This is a genomic window from Variovorax boronicumulans, from assembly GCF_030812215.1.
Classification (GTDB): domain Bacteria; phylum Pseudomonadota; class Gammaproteobacteria; order Burkholderiales; family Burkholderiaceae_C; genus Variovorax; species Variovorax boronicumulans_C.
Genome location: NZ_JAUSSG010000010.1, coordinates 160402 through 175935, shown reverse-complemented (window position 1 = coordinate 175935; position 15534 = coordinate 160402). Strand labels below are relative to the sequence as shown.

The 15534-nt window shown below is 66.7% G+C and carries 13 protein-coding genes; all 13 read right to left on the bottom strand.

Annotated elements, in window-relative coordinates; translation table 11 throughout:
* Positions 1 to 22 precede the first annotated feature (22 nt).
* A complete protein-coding gene (locus J2W23_RS24965) occupies positions 23 to 1363 on the bottom strand; it encodes a sulfate adenylyltransferase subunit 1 (RefSeq protein WP_307650657.1) in 1341 nt (446 codons plus the stop codon).
* Positions 1363 to 2304: a sulfate adenylyltransferase subunit CysD gene (gene cysD, locus J2W23_RS24960; RefSeq protein WP_176657168.1), complete on the bottom strand. Its 942-nt coding sequence runs from the start codon at positions 2302 to 2304 to the stop codon at positions 1363 to 1365. The genes J2W23_RS24965 and cysD overlap by 1 nt, the downstream gene beginning before the upstream one ends.
* A 45-nt stretch (positions 2305 to 2349) precedes the next feature.
* A complete protein-coding gene (locus J2W23_RS24955; protein WP_176657169.1) occupies positions 2350 to 2982 on the bottom strand; it encodes a phosphoadenosine phosphosulfate reductase domain-containing protein in 633 nt (210 codons plus the stop codon).
* Between the two features lie 13 nt (positions 2983 to 2995).
* Complete coding sequence (locus J2W23_RS24950; RefSeq protein ID WP_307650656.1) at positions 2996 to 3391, bottom strand: DUF934 domain-containing protein; 396 nt, start codon at positions 3389 to 3391, stop codon at positions 2996 to 2998.
* Positions 3388 to 5166 carry a nitrite/sulfite reductase gene (locus J2W23_RS24945; protein ID WP_176657171.1) on the bottom strand — a complete coding sequence of 593 codons (1779 nt, stop codon included), beginning with the start codon at positions 5164 to 5166 and terminating at the stop codon, positions 3388 to 3390. The genes J2W23_RS24950 and J2W23_RS24945 overlap by 4 nt, the downstream gene beginning before the upstream one ends.
* Positions 5167 to 6171: 1005 nt before the next feature.
* Positions 6172 to 6993 (bottom strand): M55 family metallopeptidase, encoded by an 822-nt coding sequence (locus J2W23_RS24940; RefSeq protein ID WP_307650655.1) that lies wholly within the window; start codon positions 6991 to 6993, stop codon positions 6172 to 6174.
* The gene (locus J2W23_RS24935; RefSeq protein WP_307650654.1) at positions 6990 to 8069 is read right to left on the bottom strand and encodes a P1 family peptidase; all 1080 of its coding nucleotides are present in this window, start codon (positions 8067 to 8069) and stop codon (positions 6990 to 6992) included. Before J2W23_RS24935 ends, J2W23_RS24940 begins: the two co-directional genes overlap by 4 nt.
* A gap of 18 nt (positions 8070 to 8087) precedes the next feature.
* Positions 8088 to 9017 (bottom strand): glutathione ABC transporter permease GsiD, encoded by a 930-nt coding sequence (gene gsiD / locus J2W23_RS24930; protein ID WP_307650653.1) that lies wholly within the window; start codon positions 9015 to 9017, stop codon positions 8088 to 8090.
* Positions 9018 to 9027: 10 nt separating this feature from the next.
* The gene (gene gsiC / locus J2W23_RS24925) at positions 9028 to 9948 is read right to left on the bottom strand and encodes a glutathione ABC transporter permease GsiC (protein ID WP_307650652.1); all 921 of its coding nucleotides are present in this window, start codon (positions 9946 to 9948) and stop codon (positions 9028 to 9030) included.
* Positions 9949 to 10028: 80 nt separating this feature from the next.
* A complete protein-coding gene (gene gsiB / locus J2W23_RS24920; RefSeq protein WP_307650651.1) occupies positions 10029 to 11582 on the bottom strand; it encodes a glutathione ABC transporter substrate-binding protein GsiB in 1554 nt (517 codons plus the stop codon).
* Positions 11583 to 11657: 75 nt separating this feature from the next.
* Entirely contained in the window at positions 11658 to 13535 is a 1878-nt protein-coding gene (locus J2W23_RS24915) for a dipeptide ABC transporter ATP-binding protein (RefSeq protein WP_307650650.1), read from the bottom strand.
* 29 nt (positions 13536 to 13564) lie between these two features.
* Complete coding sequence (locus J2W23_RS24910; protein ID WP_176657178.1) at positions 13565 to 14521, bottom strand: isoaspartyl peptidase/L-asparaginase family protein; 957 nt, start codon at positions 14519 to 14521, stop codon at positions 13565 to 13567.
* Positions 14518 to 15495: a MurR/RpiR family transcriptional regulator gene (locus J2W23_RS24905; protein WP_307650649.1), complete on the bottom strand. Its 978-nt coding sequence runs from the start codon at positions 15493 to 15495 to the stop codon at positions 14518 to 14520. Before J2W23_RS24905 ends, J2W23_RS24910 begins: the two co-directional genes overlap by 4 nt.
* Positions 15496 to 15534 lie beyond the last annotated feature (39 nt).

Genomic DNA, 15534 nt, shown 5'->3' with positions numbered 1-15534 from the left:
TGATCGGGGAAAACCCCAGATTTTAGGCCTTTGCGGCGGCGGGCTGCACGAGCACGGCAGCAGCGGTCTTGTGGGAGGCGGTATCGACCAGCACCAGCGAGCCCAGGGCGCGCGATTGCGTGAAGGGCAGAACGGCCAGCGGCTGCTGCAGCGCGAGCACCACATCGCCGATCGAATTGGCTTCCAGCTGCGTCGCCGGTTCCGATTCGAGCGTCGTGATGTTCACCCGGTCGACGATGCGCGCCACCTTGGCCTTGACCCAGCGGTGGCCCTGCAGCGCCCAGTACACGCGGCCCGCGACCAGCGGCTCGTCGTCGAGCCAGGCCACGGTGGCGGTGATCTCGCGCACCGGCTCGAAGGCGCCGGGCGCCAGCAGCCAGTCGCCGCGCGACACATCGACCTCGCGGTCCAGCACGATGCCGGCGCTGTGGCCCGCATGCACCGACTTCGGCTGGCGCGTGTGGCTCAGCACCTGCGCGACGGTGGCGGTCTGGTTGCTCGGCAGCACGGTCACGCGCTGGCCGGGTTCCACGTGGCCCGAAGCGACGCGGCCCCAGAACACGCGGCGGCCCTGCGAAGTGTCGGCCGAGGACGAAAACTTCTCGACCCACTGCACCGGGAAGGCGAAGGGCACGGCCTCGTCCTGCACCGTGACCGGCAGGTCTTCGAGCAGCGAGAGCAGGCTCGGGCCTTCGTAGCCGACCCAGTCGGCATGGCGCGTGGCCACGTTCCAGCCCTTGAGCGCGGAAATCGGAACGATGCCGGCCACTTGCACGCCGGCCGCTTCGGCAAAGGCGTTCAGCGCGGTCGAGATGCGCTCGAAGGCCAGGCCCGCGTCGTCGATGGCGTCCAGCTTGTTGACCGCGAAGACGATCGACTGCACGCGCAGCAGATGGCACAGCAGCGTGTGGCGGCGCGTCTGCGGCAGCAGCTCGCGCTTGACCACGGTGCCGTCTTCCACCTCGGCGGCCCAGGCCAGCTTGGTCGCATCGACCAGCACCACGGCGGCATCGGCGGCCGAGGCGGCGGTGACCATGTTGCGCGTGTACTGCTCATGGCCCGGCGCATCGCCGATGATGAACTTGCGCTTGGCGGTCGAGAAGTAGCGGTACGCCACGTCGATCGTGATGCCCTGTTCGCGCTCGGCCGAGAGGCCGTCGGTGAGCAGGGCAAGGTCGGTTTCGCCGCCGCGCTGCACGCCGGCGAGCTGGTCCTGCAGCACCGTCTTGCTGTCCACCAGCAGGCGGCCGATCAGCGTGCTCTTGCCGTCGTCGACCGAGCCGCAGGTGATGAAGCGCAGGGCGGTGCCGGTGTCGCCGTGCACGGCGAGTTCGTTGGGGGGGGCTGTCGTCGTCGCGCTCATCAGAAGTAACCGTCTTTCTTGCGTTTTTCCATGGATGCTTCGGAGGTCATGTCGTCCATCCGGGTGGCGCCGCGTTCGCTGACGTCGACCGACAGCGTTTCGAGCACCACGTCACCGGCATCGGCCGCGAGGCTTTCGACCGGGCAGGTGGTCGTGATGTCGCCCACGGTGCGAAAGCGCACGTCGCGCACCTGCACCGTTTCGCCGTCGCGCGGCGGGGTGAGTTCGGTCACCGGCACCAGGAGACCGCGGCGCTCGACCACTTCGCGCTTGTGCGTGTAGTAGATCGACGGCAGGCCGACATGCTCGCGCTCGATGTACTGCCACACGTCAAGTTCGGTCCAGTTCGAGATCGGGAACACGCGGAAGTGTTCGCCGGGGGCCAGGCGCGTGTTGAACAGCGTCCACAGCTCGGGCCGCTGGTCCTTGGGTTGCCATTGGCCGAAGGAATCGCGGTGCGAAAAGATGCGCTCCTTGGCACGCGCCTTTTCCTCGTCGCGGCGGGCGCCGCCGATCAGCGCGTCGAAGCGGAATTCTTCAATCGCTTCGAGCAGCGTCACCGACTGGTGCGCGTTGCGCGATTCGCCGGGGTGCGCCAGGCGCACGGTGCCACGCGCCATCGAATCCTCGACGCTGCGCACGATGAGCTCGGCGCCCAGTTCCTTCGCGCGCTGGTCGCGGTAGGCCGTCACTTCGGGGAAGTTGTGGCCGGTGTCGATCATCAGCAGCGGGTAGGGAATGCGGCCGACGCCGAACGCCTTTTCCGCGCACTTCAGCAGCACCAGCGAATCCTTGCCGCCCGAAAACAGCAGGGTGGGGCGCTCGAAGGCGGCCGCCACTTCGCGCAGGATGAAGATGGTTTCCTCTTCCAGCGCATCGAGGTGCGTGTTGGACAGGTGCGCCGGCGACAGCAGCAGTTCGGTTTCGGTACGGGCGTTCATCGGGTTGGGGCTGGATTCAAAGGATCGGTTGAGGCGTTCTGGCGCTCAGTGCGCGATGTGCAATCCGCACTCGCGGTTGTCTTCGCCCTTGGTCGGGTCCACGTAGTCGAAGTTGTTGGGCAGGCCGTGGGCCGTGCAGTACTCGTACAGCTCCTTGGACGACCAGTGCAGCAGCGGCGCGACCTTGATGAGGCCGTCGGGGTTCACGCTGACCGGGTCCATCTGCGCGCGCACGGCAGTGTCGGTGGCCCGCAGCGCGGTGAACCAGACCTTCGGCGCCGTCTCGCGCAGCGCGCGGGCAAAGGGCTCGAGCTTCACCTCTTCGGTGAAGGCTGCATGGCGCGGATCGTCCAGCGCGGGTGTCGGGCCTTCCACCGCTTCGCGGTGTGCGCGCGAGCGGCGCGGCAGGTAGATGTGCAGGTCGAGGCCCAACTGCTTGGTCACCTCGTCGGCAAATCGGTAGGTGGCCTCGGTGTTGTAGCCGTTGTCCATCCAGATCACCGGAACATCGCGCTTGGCACGCGTGACCATGTGGAGGATCACCGCTTCGAACGGGCGGAAGTTGGTGGTGATGATCGAAGGCTGGCCCAGGCCGATCGCCCAATCCACCAGGCCTTCGGCGTTGCGGCCGAGGTCGGTGTTGATGCGTGCGAAGTCGATGTCCGTGGCGATGCTCATGTCGGAAGCTTTCTCAGTTGCCGGCCACGAAGTGCGGCGCGGTCTTCACCGCATCGCCTTGATAGAAGCCCGAAAAGCGGTCGAACTGGCGCTGCGCGTCGGAGGCGTCCACGCCTTCCTTCAGCACGGCACTGGAGAAGCCGGTGCGCTCCATCTGCACCAACTGGTCGATCAGCACGTCGCCCGTGGCGCGGATGTCGCCCGTGAAGCCGAGGCGGCGGCGCAGCAGGAAGGCCTGGCTGTAGGCGCGGCCATCGGTGAACTTCGGAAAGTTCAGGTCGATGCGTTCGATGTCCGCCAGGCACACCTCGATGGCGAGCGGGTCGGCGTCGTTGGCCAGTTGCAGGACCTTCGGGTCGCCGTCGTCGATGTGTTCTTCTGCCGAGAGGATATTCAGAGTCTTGTTCATGCTGCTTCCTCCACCTTGAATCGCGCACCGTTGGCCGCGGCCTTGAACGGGTCGTGGCCCACGCGGCGCAGCGTGTCGATGAAGGTCTCGCCCGAAGAGCGGGTGTCGCGGTAGGTTGTGAGCACAGCCTCGATCACGCCCGGCACTTCGGCCGCCGAGAACGAGGGGCCGACTGCCTTGCCGGCCTGCGGCGTGCCGCTGAGCGCGGAGCCGTCGGAGCCGCCGAGGGTGACCTGGTACCACTCCTTGCCGTCCTTGTCGACGCCAAGGATGCCGATGTGGCCGCTGTGGTGGTGGCCGCAGGAGTTGATGCAGCCGCTGATGTGCAGGTCGATCTCGCCCAGGTCGTCGAGCTCGTCGAGGTCTTGGTAGCGCTCGGTGATCGCTTCGGCGATGGGAATGGAGCGCGCATTGGCCAGAGCGCAGAAGTCGCCGCCGGGGCAGGCGATCATGTCGGTCAGCAGGTGCACATTGGCGCTGGCAAAGCCGGCGGCGCGCGCGGCGAGCCACAGCGCGTGCAGGTCTTCGGCGTGCACCCAGGGCAGCACCACGTTCTGGTCGTGCGTCACGCGGGCTTCGCCGGCCGAGAAGCGGTCGGCCAGTTCGGCGAGCGTGTCGAGCTGGTCGGCCGATGCGTCTCCGGGCGCCTGCTTCAGGCGCTTGAACGACAGCGTGACGGCGCGCAGCGCGGGGTTCTTGTGCGGCGCCACGTTGCGGGCGAGCCAGCGGGCGAACATCACGTCGTCGGCGGCCTGGGTGCGCAGCTCGGCGTCGGTCTTCTCGGCGCTTTGCAGCACGCGGGTGGCCAGCGTCGGCGGCACGAAGGAGGCGGCCACGCGGTCGTACTCTTCCTGCGTGATGGTGTGCGGTGCGCCGTCGTGCTCGAGGATCTGCTTGTACTCGGCCTCGACGTCGTCGATGTAACGCTGGCCTTCGGCCTTCACCAGGATCTTGATGCGCGCCTTGTAGATGTTGTCGCGGCGGCCATAGCGGTTGTAGACCCGGATCACCGCTTCGAGGTAATTCATGATCTGCTGCCAGGGCAGGAACTCGCGCAGCACGGTGCCGATGATCGGCGTGCGGCCCATGCCGCCGCCCACTTGCACGCGGAAGCCGATTTCGCCGGCTTCGTTCTTCACCACATGCAGGCCCACGTCGTGCCAGCCGGTGGCGGCGCGGTCTTCGGTGGCGCCGGTGATGGCGATCTTGAACTTGCGCGGCAGGAAGGCGAACTCAGGGTGCAGCGTGCTCCACTGGCGCATGATTTCCGCGAAGGGGCGCGGATCGGCGATCTCGTCGACCGCAATGCCGGCGCGCTCGTCGCTCGTGATGTTGCGGATGCAGTTGCCGCTGGTCTGGATGCCGTGCATGTCGACCGAGGCGAGCAGGTCCATCACGTCGGCCGACTTGGCGAGCGGAATCCAGTTGTACTGGACGTTCTGGCGCGTCGAGAAGTGGGCGTAGTGGGTCGGGAGCTTGTGGCTGCCGAGCAGGCCCTGGGTTTCGATGGCCTTTCGATAGACCTCGGCCTCGGGCTCGTCGTATTCGCGGGCGATCTTGGCCAGCACACGCAGTTGGCGGCTGGAGAGCTCGCCGTAGGGCACGGCCACGCGCAGCATCGGCGCGTAGCGCTGGACGTACCAGCCGTTTTGCAGCCGCAGGGGGCGGAACTCGTCCTCGTGCAGGCGGCCCTTTTGCCAGCGCTCGAGCTGGTCTCTGAACTGGGCGGCCCGTTGGTGAACGAACTGGCGATCGAATTCTGTGTATTGGTACATCGTGCGTAGGTCTGGTCTTGAAGTGCGGTGCGTCCAGCGCGCCAGCAAGAAGCCGGGATTCTGGAAGCGGGCCTTATGGAAACAAACTATTTTTTGGTTCGCGCTTTATGCGGATAAGCTTATTCGCCAGTGTTCATGCGGGTTTGCGGGCGGTTTGATGCTTATTCTGGATAAGGGAAGTTGGGTGGGAATCGGTTTTCTGGGGTGGGGATTTTAGGAATTGGCGAATAGGGTTTGGGCTTCGGGTTCTTTTTGGGTTTTGGCTTTTTTTGAGTTTCGAGGCCGGGTCTCGCCCCGGCGGGCGACTCACTTTCTTTTGCTTCGCCAAAAGAAAGTAAGCAAAGAAAAGGCGACCCCGCTGTCTGCGACCCTCCGCTTCGCTGCGGGCAACCTGCGGTGCTCGCGTTTCGCGGGGTCTCGCAGAACTCGCTTCGCTCAAACAGCTGCGAGCCCTGATCCGCGAAACGCTGCGCTCCTCGGCGCAGCCAGAGGGGCTTGGAGACAACACGGGCCATCGCTCTGCTCGGCTTGGAATCGGGCCTTCGCTTCGCTCGGCCTCGTTTCGGTTGGGCTGCCGTTTTGCTCGGCGGGGCGGACTTGCTCCCTCTCCCCTTGGGGAGAGGGCCGCGGCCTTCATGCGAGGCGGTGCTTGTTCCTGTGCCGTCTACGCTCACCCCAACCCTCTCCCCAAGGGGAGAGGGAGCCCGAGCCGAGCGAAGCGAAGGCCCGTGAGCTGGCCGAGCGCAGCGATGGCGCGTCGGTCCCCAAGCCCTTCTGTATGCGCCGAGGAGCGGAGCGTTTCGCGGATCAGGGCTCGCCCTTGTCTGAGCGAAGCGAGTTTGGGCGAGACCCCGCGAAACGCGAGCACCGCAGGTTGCCCGTAGCGAAGCGAAGGGACGCAGACAGCAGGGTCGCCTTTCTTTTGCCTACCTTTCTTTGGCGAAGCAAAGAAAAGTAGGTCGCCTGCCGGGGCGAGACCCGGCCTCGGAACTCAAAAAGAAAAGCTCAACGCAACATCGAAGACATGGCAGAACAGCAGTTCAACATCCGCACAGCCGCTTCCACCGTATCCGCCGTGAAGCGCAAAGTGACGCCATCCACCCGCTCGAACGTCGGCCACTGGCAAAACAGATCCGCCATCATCGGCGACTGCGTCCGCAACGTAACAACCTGCGGCCCCTTGAAGACCAACGGCTTCGCATTGCCCCGCGCAGCAAGCGCCTCGACCACTCCAGCGCGAATCGCCGCACGCGATTGCTCCGGCGACAGCGACACACCGCTGTTGAACCCCGTCGCCTTCTTCGTCTCGACAAACGTCGCATGCGGAAAGAGCCCCCGGTTCTCGGAGATGAACACGTCATCCCCGCTGCCCATCACCACGGGCACGCCGTACTCGCCGGCCAGCGCGCCGTAGATCCCGGCCTCGCCCAGCTCCTGCTCCCCCAGCCGGATACCCGCAAACGCAAAGCTGTTGATCGTGTGCGCAAGAATGCCGCGCCCCTGCGCGCGCGAGTGATAGCCGACCATGCAGACCGCTTCCACGCCGTCTTCCTCCACGCCCGCCACCATGCTCAGGTAGCGCGGCTTGCCTTGCACGACACGCGCGCGCGCATCCAGCACATCGGGCGGCATGTTGCGAAAGCCGCCGTGCGAGTCGTTCACCAGCACCTCGGTGGCCCCCGCGTCGAACGCGCCTGCAATCGCCGCGTTGGCCTCGTGCGCCATCAGCAGCCGGGCACGTTCGTACTCGGGGTTGCCGGCCCGCGCCTGCTCGTGGTGATAGACGCCCGCAACGCCTTCGATGTCGGTGGAGATCAGGACTTTCATGTGGGCGTGCGCAATGAGGCGAAGGAGGAAGAAAGGAAAGAGGGCGGCAACACCTCGGACAGCGCCGCCCGGTGATTGCCGTCGCGGCCCGTCACGGCCGTGGCGCGCCAGAGCGCATGAAGAATAGCTTGCTCGGTGCTGTCGGCCGCGGCCTGGAAGAGGCCATCGAGCAGCCCGTCGTGCACCATCGCGATGGTCGGCATCGGGCGGTCCACGCGGTCGGGCACGGTGTAGGCGGTCGAAAACGCCAGCACGATGTCGCCGCTGCCATGGCCGAAGACCGAGCCGGTGCGCGCCAGCCCCGCGCCTGCGCGGAGGGCCAGGCGGCGCAGTTGGCGCGCGTCGAGCGGTGCGTCGGTCGCGACGACGATGATGATCGAGCCCTTCTCGGGCTCCTTGAATTCGGGCGTGTTCTGCGCGGCCAGCCGCTCGCCCACCGCGTGGCCGGCCAGCACCAGCTGCGGCTGGCGCCCGTAGTTCGCCAGCACGAGCGTGCCCACCGTGTGCACCTCGCCGCAAGGCGAGGACACGCGGCGCGAGGCGCTGCCGATGCCGCCCTTGAACTGGAAGCTCGACATGCCCCGTCCCGCGCCGACCGAGCCTTGCGCGAAGTCGGGGCCGGCGGCGTCGAGCGCCTGCAGGTAGTCCGCCTCGGTCACCGCCAGCCGCTGGATGTCGTTCAGAAAACCGTCGTTGCACTCGAAGACCAGCGGGTTCACCGTCGGCAGCGAACGGCCGCTCTCGGGGTTGCTCGCGATGCAATGCCGGATCTGCGCCGTCGCCACCGTGCCGACCGAAAACGTGTTGGTGAGCGCAATCGGCGTTTCCAGCACGCCGAGCTCTTCGAGCTGCACCAGCCCCACGCTCTTGCCGAAGCCGTTGAGCACCACGGCCGCGGCCGGCACCTTGTCGCGGAACGGGTCGCCGGCATGCGGGCGGATCACCGTCACGCCCGTCTGCACGCCGCCGTCGTCCAGCGTCTGGTGGCCGACCGTGACGCCTTCGACGTCGGTGATGGCGTTGCGCGCGCCCTGGAGCAGGGTGCCGATATAGGGCAGGGTGGTCGTCGATGCCATGAAGAGAGAAAGAAGAGATTACTCGCGGTCGATCTTCGGATCGAGCGCATCGCGCAGTGCATCGCCCAGCAAGTTGAAGGCAAGCACGGTGAAGAAGATGGCAAGGCTCGGGAACAGCGCCACGTGCGGCGAGGTCACCATGTCGGCGCGCGCTTCGCTGAGCATCGCGCCCCACTCGGGCGTCGGCGGCTGCGCGCCCATGCCGAGGAACGACAGGCTGGCCGCCGTGATGATCGAGGTGCCCACGCGCATCGAGAAGTACACGACGATGGAGGAGATCGTGCCCGGCAGGATGTGCCGCACGATGATGGTCCAGTCCGACGCGCCGATGCTGCGCTCGGCCTCGATGTAGGTCTGTTGCTTCAGCACCAGCGTATTGCCGCGCACCAGGCGCGCGAAGGCCGGCACGCTGAACACCGACACCGCCACCACCACGTTGGTCATGCTGCTGCCCAGGATGGCGACCACGCCCAGCGCCAGCAGGATGCCGGGGAAGGCGAACAGCACGTCCGAGATGCGCATCACGATGCGGTCCCACCAGCCTTCGTAGTAGCCCGCCAGCAACCCGAAGCCGGTGCCGATGAAGCCGCCCACCAGCACCGAGAGAAAGCCCGCCATCAGCGAGATGCGCGCGCCTGCCAGGATGCGGCTGAAGATGTCGCGGCCCAGCGGATCGACGCCGAACCAGTGCGTGGCCGAGGGGCCGCTGTTCAGCATGTCGTAGTCGAAGAAGTTCTCGGGGTCGAAGGGCACGATCCACGGTGCGAACACCGCGACGAACACCAGCAGCAGCACGAAGATCGCGGCCACGATGCCCACGGGCTGCTTCTTGAAGCGGCGCCAGCATTCGCCCCAGGGCGTGCGGACCTTGCCCGCGATCTGGACGGCCGCGACGGGTGTCGTTGGAATGATGAGGGTTTCGGCAGGCACGCCGGAAGCTTGCGTCATGGCTGCTTGCTCACTTGTAGCGGATGGTCGGGTTGATGTAGCCATAGAGCACATCCACCACCAGGTTGATCAGGATGAATTCGAGCGAGAACAGCAGCACCAGCGTCTGGATGACGGGGTAGTCGCGCATCTGCACGGCATCGACCAGCAGGCGGCCGAGGCCGGGCCAGTTGAACACCGCCTCCACAAGGATGGAGCCGCCCAGCAGGAAGCCGAACTGCAGGCCCATCATCGTGACCACCGGGATCAGCGCATTGCGCAGCGTGTGCTTGAACACCACGCTGGTTTCGCGCACGCCCTTGGCGCGCGCGGTGCGCACGAAATCTTCCTGGATCACCTCGACGAACGAGGCGCGCGTGAAGCGGGCCATCACGGCCGCCACGGCTGCGCCCAGCGTGATCGAGGGCAGGATGTAGTGCTTCCAGGTCGCGGCGCCCACGGTGGGCAGCCAGCCGAGCTGCACCGAGAAGATCTGCATCAGCAGCATGCCGAGTGCAAATGCGGGAAACGAAATGCCCGACACGGCGAGCGTCATGCCCAGCCGGTCCGGCCATTTGTTGCGGTACACGGCAGAGACGATGCCGATGCCCATGCCGAAGATCACCGCCCACACCATGCTGGTGATGGTCAGCATCACCGTCGGGAAAAAGCGCTCGCCGATCTCCGTCGACACCGGCCGCCGCGTGCGGATCGAGGTGCCGAAGTCGCCCTGCAGCATGTGGGTGAAGAAATTCACGAACTGCTGGGGCAGCGGCTTGTCCAGGCCGAGCTCGGCGCGGACCATGGCCACGGTCTGCTCGTCGGCCTCCTGGCCGGCCGCAAGTCGCGCCGGATCGCCGGGCAGCATGTGGACGAACAGGAACACCAGCACCGCCACGATGAGCAGCGTGGGGATCAGGCCCAACAGGCGTTTGAGAAAGTAATTCAGCATGGGGTGCGGATGTCGCGTGCGGGCGGGGGCACAGTGCCACCGCCCGCCGGACAGTCAGTCAGAAAACAAGAAACCAGCGATTAGTTCGACACGGCAATCGCGTCGATGTTGATGTTCGCGTCCGGCATCACGTACACACCCGAGAGGCGCTTGGCGTGCGCCGACAGGTTCTGCTCCGTGACGAGCGGCACGCGCGGCAGGTCCTTGCGGATCTCGTCCTGCGCGGTCTTGTACAGCGCGGCCTTTTCCTTGTCGTCCACCGTGACCAGCGCCTTGGCCAGCGCGTTGTCCACCACGTCGCTCTTGTAGAACGACATGTTGTTCAGCTTCGGTGCCCACGACTCGGAGGCGAACAGCGGGCGCAGGCCCCAGTCGGCTTCACCCGTGGACGACGACCAGCCCGTGTAGTACATGCGCACCTTGGCCGTCTTCGGATCGGGCCATGCATCCACCTGCTCGGTGCGCTGGCCCACTTCGAGCGCCTGAACCTGCAGCTTGATGCCCACCTGCGCGAGCTGCTGCTGCACGAACTGGATGGTCTTCTGGCTGGTCGTGTTGTTGTAGGCGCTCCAGAGCACCGACTCGAAACCGTTCGGGTAGCCCGCTTCGGCCAGCAGGGCCTTGGCCTTCTTCACGTCGTAGGGAATCGGCGCCATCTTCTCGGCGAACTTCACGCCCTGGGGCATCACGCCTTGCGCGGGGAAGGCATAGCCGCCGAACGCGACCTTGGACAGCGCTTCCTTGTTGATCGCGTAGCCGATGGCTTCGCGCACCTTCGGGTTGTCATACGGCTTCACCAGCATGTTGAAGGCCAGGAAGCGCGTGATGATCGAAGGCGAGGCCACCACTTCGAGCTTGTCGCTCTTCTTGAGCAGCTCGGCCTGTTCGTAGGGAATGGGGAATGCGAAATCGGCTTCGCCGGTCTGCAGCATCGCGGCGCGCGTGTTGTTCTCGAGCACCGGCTTCCACTGCAGGTTGTCGATCTTCGGGAAGCCCTTCTTCCAGTAGCCGTCGAACTTCTTGGCCTTCACGGCTTCGGTCTGCTTCCACTCGACGAATTCGAAGGGGCCCGTGCCCACCGGGTGGAAGGCGATGTCCTTGTTGCCCCACTTCTTGAGCGCGGTGGGCGAAATCATCGCGGCCGATGCGTGGGCCAGCGAATTGATGAAGGGGCCGAAGGGTTCCTTCAGCGTGATGCGCACGGTCGTCGGGTTTACCGCTTCGACCTTGCTCACGCGGTTGAACTGGTTGTAGCGCAGCAGCTTGTTGTCCTGGTTCAGCACCCGGTCGAGCGTGAACTTCACGGCGTCGGCGTTGAAGTCGGTGCCGTCGTGGAACTTGACGCCACTGCGCAGCTTGATGGTGTACACCAGGCCGTCCTTGGACACGTCGTAGCTCTCGGCGAGCACGTTCTGCACCTTCAGGTCCTTGTCGAACTGGAAGAGGCCTTCATAGAAGGTCTTGGTCACCGCCGTGGTGATGGTGGTGTTGGTGTTGTACGGGTCCAGCGTTTCCGGCTGGTAGCCGATGGACAGCACCACGTCTTTGGCGGCCAGTGCCGTGCCCGAGGCGGCGAGCGCGGCCAGGCCCAGCAGTGCGGATGCCCATCGCAGGGAGGAAGAAGATTGCTTCATGGAAGAACTCCAGTCGGTTCGTGGATAAAAAAGCAGGAGGGCCTGCGGGTAGAAAACAGTTTGGGAATCAGAAGGTCAGAAGGCGCCGCCGATGGCGTGCCGCGCAACGAAATGCCCCGGCGCAACCTGCACCAGCGGCGGCACGTCGGGCTCGTCGCCCACCGCGCGAATCGGGCTCGGGATTTCGCCTTCGAGCAGCGCGCGCGGCTTGTGGCGGCGCGACGGGTCGGCCACCGGCACCGCGGCCATCAGCTTGCGGGTGTAGGCGTGCTGCGGCGCTTCGAACACGGCGCGGCGCGGGCCGATTTCCACGATCTGTCCGAGGTACATCACGGCCACGCGGTGGCTGATGCGCTCGACCACGGCCATGTCGTGCGAGATGAAGAGAAACGCCACGCCCAGCTCGCGCTGCAGGTCGAGCATGAGGTTGACGATCTGCGCCTGGATCGACACGTCCAGCGCCGACACCGACTCATCGGCCACGACCACCTTGGGGTTCAAGGCGAGCGCGCGCGCAATCGCGATGCGTTGGCGCTGTCCGCCCGAGAACTCGTGCGGATAGCGCTGTGCCACTTCAGGCGGCAAGCCGACTTTCTGCAGCAGCCAGTCGACGCGCTGCTGCGCCTCGGCGCCCTTGGCGATGCCGTGGATCAGCAGCGGCTCCATGATCGAGAAGCCCACCGTCACGCGCGGATCGAGCGAGGCGAACGGGTCCTGGAAGATGAACTGGATGTTCCTGCGCAGCGCCTGCAGCTCGCGCGTGGGCAGCTCGCGGATGTTCTGGCCGCCGAATTCGATCGCGCCGCTCTGGCTCTCGACCAGGCGCAGCAGCGAGCGGCCGGTGGTCGACTTGCCGCAGCCCGATTCGCCGACCAGCGCCAGCGTTTCACCGGGGTACAGGTCGAAGCTGATCTTTTCCACCGCATGCACGCGGCGCTTCACGCGGCCGAAGATGCCGCTGCGCACGTCGAAGCGCGTCACGAGGTCGCGCACGCGCAGGATCGGGCCGGCGTCTTCGCGCACCGTGGTTTGCGGCGTGGTGTTCGTGCAGGGCGCGGTTTCGGGCGTGCCTTCGGTGCGCAGCAGTTCGAACTTGGCCGGCAGGTCGGTGCCCTGCATCGCGCCGAGCTTCGGCACCGCCGACAGCAGCGCCTTCGTGTAGGGGTGCTGCGGCGAGGCGAACACGGTTTCGGAGGCGCCTGCTTCCACCTTGTCGCCGCGGTACATCACGAGCACGCGGTCGGCAATTTCGGCCACCACGCCCATGTCGTGCGTGATGAAGAGCACGCCCATGCGCATCTCCTTCTGCAGCTCGCGGATGAGCTGCAGGATCTGCGCCTGGATCGTCACGTCGAGCGCGGTGGTGGGCTCGTCGGCGATCAGCAGTTGCGGTTTGCACGAGAGGGCCATCGCGATCATCACGCGCTGGCGCATGCCGCCCGAGAGCTGGTGCGGAAAGCGGTCGAGCACGTTGCGCGCTTCGGGAATGCGCACGAGTTCGAGCATGCGCAGCGCCTCGGCACGCGCGGCCGCGTTGCTCTTGCCCTGGTGGATGCGGATGGCCTCGGCGATCTGGTCGCCCGCGGTGAACACCGGGTTCAGCGAGGTCATCGGCTCCTGGAAGATCATCGCGATGTCCGCACCGCGGATGCCGCGCATCGTGCCGTCGCGCGCCTGTGCGAGGTCGAGCACCTCGCCGTTGCGGCGGCGAAACGCCATGCGTCCGCCGAGGATGCGCCCGCCGCCGTGTTCCACCAGCCGCATCAGCGCGAGCGAAGTCACCGACTTGCCCGAGCCCGATTCGCCCACCACCGCGAGCGTTTCGCCATGGTCGACGTGGAAGGAAAGGTTCTTGACGGCATCGACGGTGCGCTCGGAGGTCGAGAAACGCACGGTGAGGTCGTCGACGGCGAGAACGCGGCCGTCCGGCAGGGCGAGGGCAGGGGTGGACATGGGAATGCGAGGGAAAGAGGGGGCGCGCGTCAGGCGAAGATGGCAGTCACGGGGGCTTCGTCGCCGCGCGCGTGGCCGCGATACATGCCTTCGGTGTTGAAGGCGAGGCTCAGGTTGCCGTGGCGGTCGACGGCGATCAGCCCGCCGGTGCCGCCGATGGCGGGCAGCGACTGGTGCACCACCGCGTGCGTGGCCGCTTCGAGCGTCGCGCCGCCGTAGGCCATGCGCGCGCAGATGTCGTGGGCGGCGGCCACGCGGATGAACATTTCGCCGCTGCCGGTGCAAGAGATGGCGGCCGTGCGGTCGTCGGCATAGGTGCCCGAGCCGATCAGGGGCGAATCGCCGATGCGGCCGACGCGCTTGTTGGTCATGCCGCCGGTCGAGGTGGCGGCGGCGAGGTGGCCGTGCATGTCGAGCGCGACCGCGCCGACGGTGCCGAACTTCTTGTCTTCGTCCAGCGGAGGCGTCATGGCCGCGCCTTCGTGGTCGGTGACCACACGGCCAGTGTCGCGCACACGGTAGAGCTGTTGGCGACGCGCCTCGGTCGAGAAGAAGAAGGGCTCGACCATCTCGAGCCCGCGTTCGCGCGCGAAGGCTTCGGCACCCGCGCCGGCCAGCAGCACGTGCGCGCCGTCTTCGAGCACGGCACGCGCGGCGCGCACCGGGCGGCGAACATGGCACACGCCGGCGATGGCGCCGGCGGCGAGCGTCGCACCGTCCATCACGGCGGCATCGAGCTCGTGGGTTTCCTCGTGCGTGAAGACCGCACCGTGGCCCGCGTTGAAGAGCGGGCACTCTTCGAGCAGTTCGACTGCGAGGCAGGTGGCGTCGAGTGCAGATGCGCCCTTGAGCAGCGCAGCTTGCGCGGCACGCACGATGTGCTGCAGCGCGTCGTGGTACGCCTGCGCCTGCGCGGTGCTGGTCGTGGCTGCGCTGATGGTGCCGGCACCGCCGTGGATGGCGATGACGGGCGTGGTGTTCTTCATCGGGGAGCTTTCTTCTTTTTCTTGGCCGTGCCGTTCAGGGCCGCGGCGTCGGATGTGCCGGCGGTGCGCGCGGCGATGCCGTCGATGCGCGGCAGCCCGTTCGCGCCGTGCAGCCAGGGCCGCAGCACCTGCAGCGTGCGGCGGGCGGACTGCACCGGGTCGGGCGCCCGCAGCGCGACGGCGCTGGTCAGCGCCTCGACCAGCGCGAGCACGCTGGTCTCGCAATTCGGGCGGTAGTTGGTTTCGGTCTGGCAATAGAGCGCTACGTCGGCCAGCGGCGCCATCGGCGAGGTTGGCCGGTCGGTCAGCGCGATCACGCTGCAGCCTTGTTCGCGCGCGATCTGGGCGAGCATCACTGTGTCGGTCAGGTAGCGCGGAAAAGTGAGGCCGATGAAAACGTCCTCCGGCCCCGCGTGCATCAGCGCGCGGGCCGCGTGCGTGACGCCGCTCACGCCCGGCAGCAGGCGCACGTCGCGGCAGCTGCTGTCCAGCCCGTGCTGCAGCAGGCCCGCGAGCCAGCCGCTCGCGCCGAAGCCCGCGATGTAGATCGAGCGCGCCTTGCCGATGTGCGTCACCGCGGCCTCGCAGGCGGCGTAGTCCAGCGTCTGTCGCGTCGCCTCGATGTTGCGGCGGCTCTCGTCGAGCGCGGTCGCAAACACTTCGGCCACCGTGCTCGGGTGTTCGAGGTTGCCGCGCAGCCGCTCCACCGGCGCCACCAGCGATTCGAAACCGCGCACGAGCTCGGCGCGGAAGGTGGCGTAGCCGTCGAAGTCCAGCGCGCGGGCGAACCGGTTGGCCGTGGCCACGGAGACGCCCGCGGCAGCCGCGAGCTCGTCGATGGGCAGCGTGGCGACCTGCAGCGGGTGCTCCAGCACGTAGTCGGCCACCTGCCGATGCGAACGCGTCAGCCGCGGCAGGGCCTGCGCAATGCGCTGGGCCACGGTGGTGCCTGGGGTATCGACAGGGGTGCTCATGAAGGTGCGGAAGAGCCCGAAAGTGTGCGGTTTTTGAAA

Excerpts from the sequence above, each read along its gene's own strand:
- J2W23_RS24965 (WP_307650657.1), bottom strand. The coding sequence starts at position 1,363 with ATGAGCGCGACGACGACAGCCCCCCCCAACGAACTCGCCGTGCACGGC.
- cysD (WP_176657168.1), bottom strand. The coding sequence starts at position 2,304 with ATGAACGCCCGTACCGAAACCGAACTGCTGCTGTCGCCGGCGCACCTG.
- J2W23_RS24955 (WP_176657169.1), bottom strand. The coding sequence starts at position 2,982 with ATGAGCATCGCCACGGACATCGACTTCGCACGCATCAACACCGACCTC.
- J2W23_RS24950 (WP_307650656.1), bottom strand. The coding sequence starts at position 3,391 with ATGAACAAGACTCTGAATATCCTCTCGGCAGAAGAACACATCGACGAC.
- J2W23_RS24945 (WP_176657171.1), bottom strand. The coding sequence starts at position 5,166 with ATGTACCAATACACAGAATTCGATCGCCAGTTCGTTCACCAACGGGCC.
- J2W23_RS24940 (WP_307650655.1), bottom strand. The coding sequence starts at position 6,993 with ATGAAAGTCCTGATCTCCACCGACATCGAAGGCGTTGCGGGCGTCTAT.
- J2W23_RS24935 (WP_307650654.1), bottom strand. The coding sequence starts at position 8,069 with ATGGCATCGACGACCACCCTGCCCTATATCGGCACCCTGCTCCAGGGC.
- gsiD (WP_307650653.1), bottom strand. The coding sequence starts at position 9,017 with ATGACGCAAGCTTCCGGCGTGCCTGCCGAAACCCTCATCATTCCAACG.
- gsiC (WP_307650652.1), bottom strand. The coding sequence starts at position 9,948 with ATGCTGAATTACTTTCTCAAACGCCTGTTGGGCCTGATCCCCACGCTG.
- gsiB (WP_307650651.1), bottom strand. The coding sequence starts at position 11,582 with ATGAAGCAATCTTCTTCCTCCCTGCGATGGGCATCCGCACTGCTGGGC.
- J2W23_RS24915 (WP_307650650.1), bottom strand. The coding sequence starts at position 13,535 with ATGTCCACCCCTGCCCTCGCCCTGCCGGACGGCCGCGTTCTCGCCGTC.
- J2W23_RS24910 (WP_176657178.1), bottom strand. The coding sequence starts at position 14,521 with ATGAAGAACACCACGCCCGTCATCGCCATCCACGGCGGTGCCGGCACC.
- J2W23_RS24905 (WP_307650649.1), bottom strand. The coding sequence starts at position 15,495 with ATGAGCACCCCTGTCGATACCCCAGGCACCACCGTGGCCCAGCGCATT.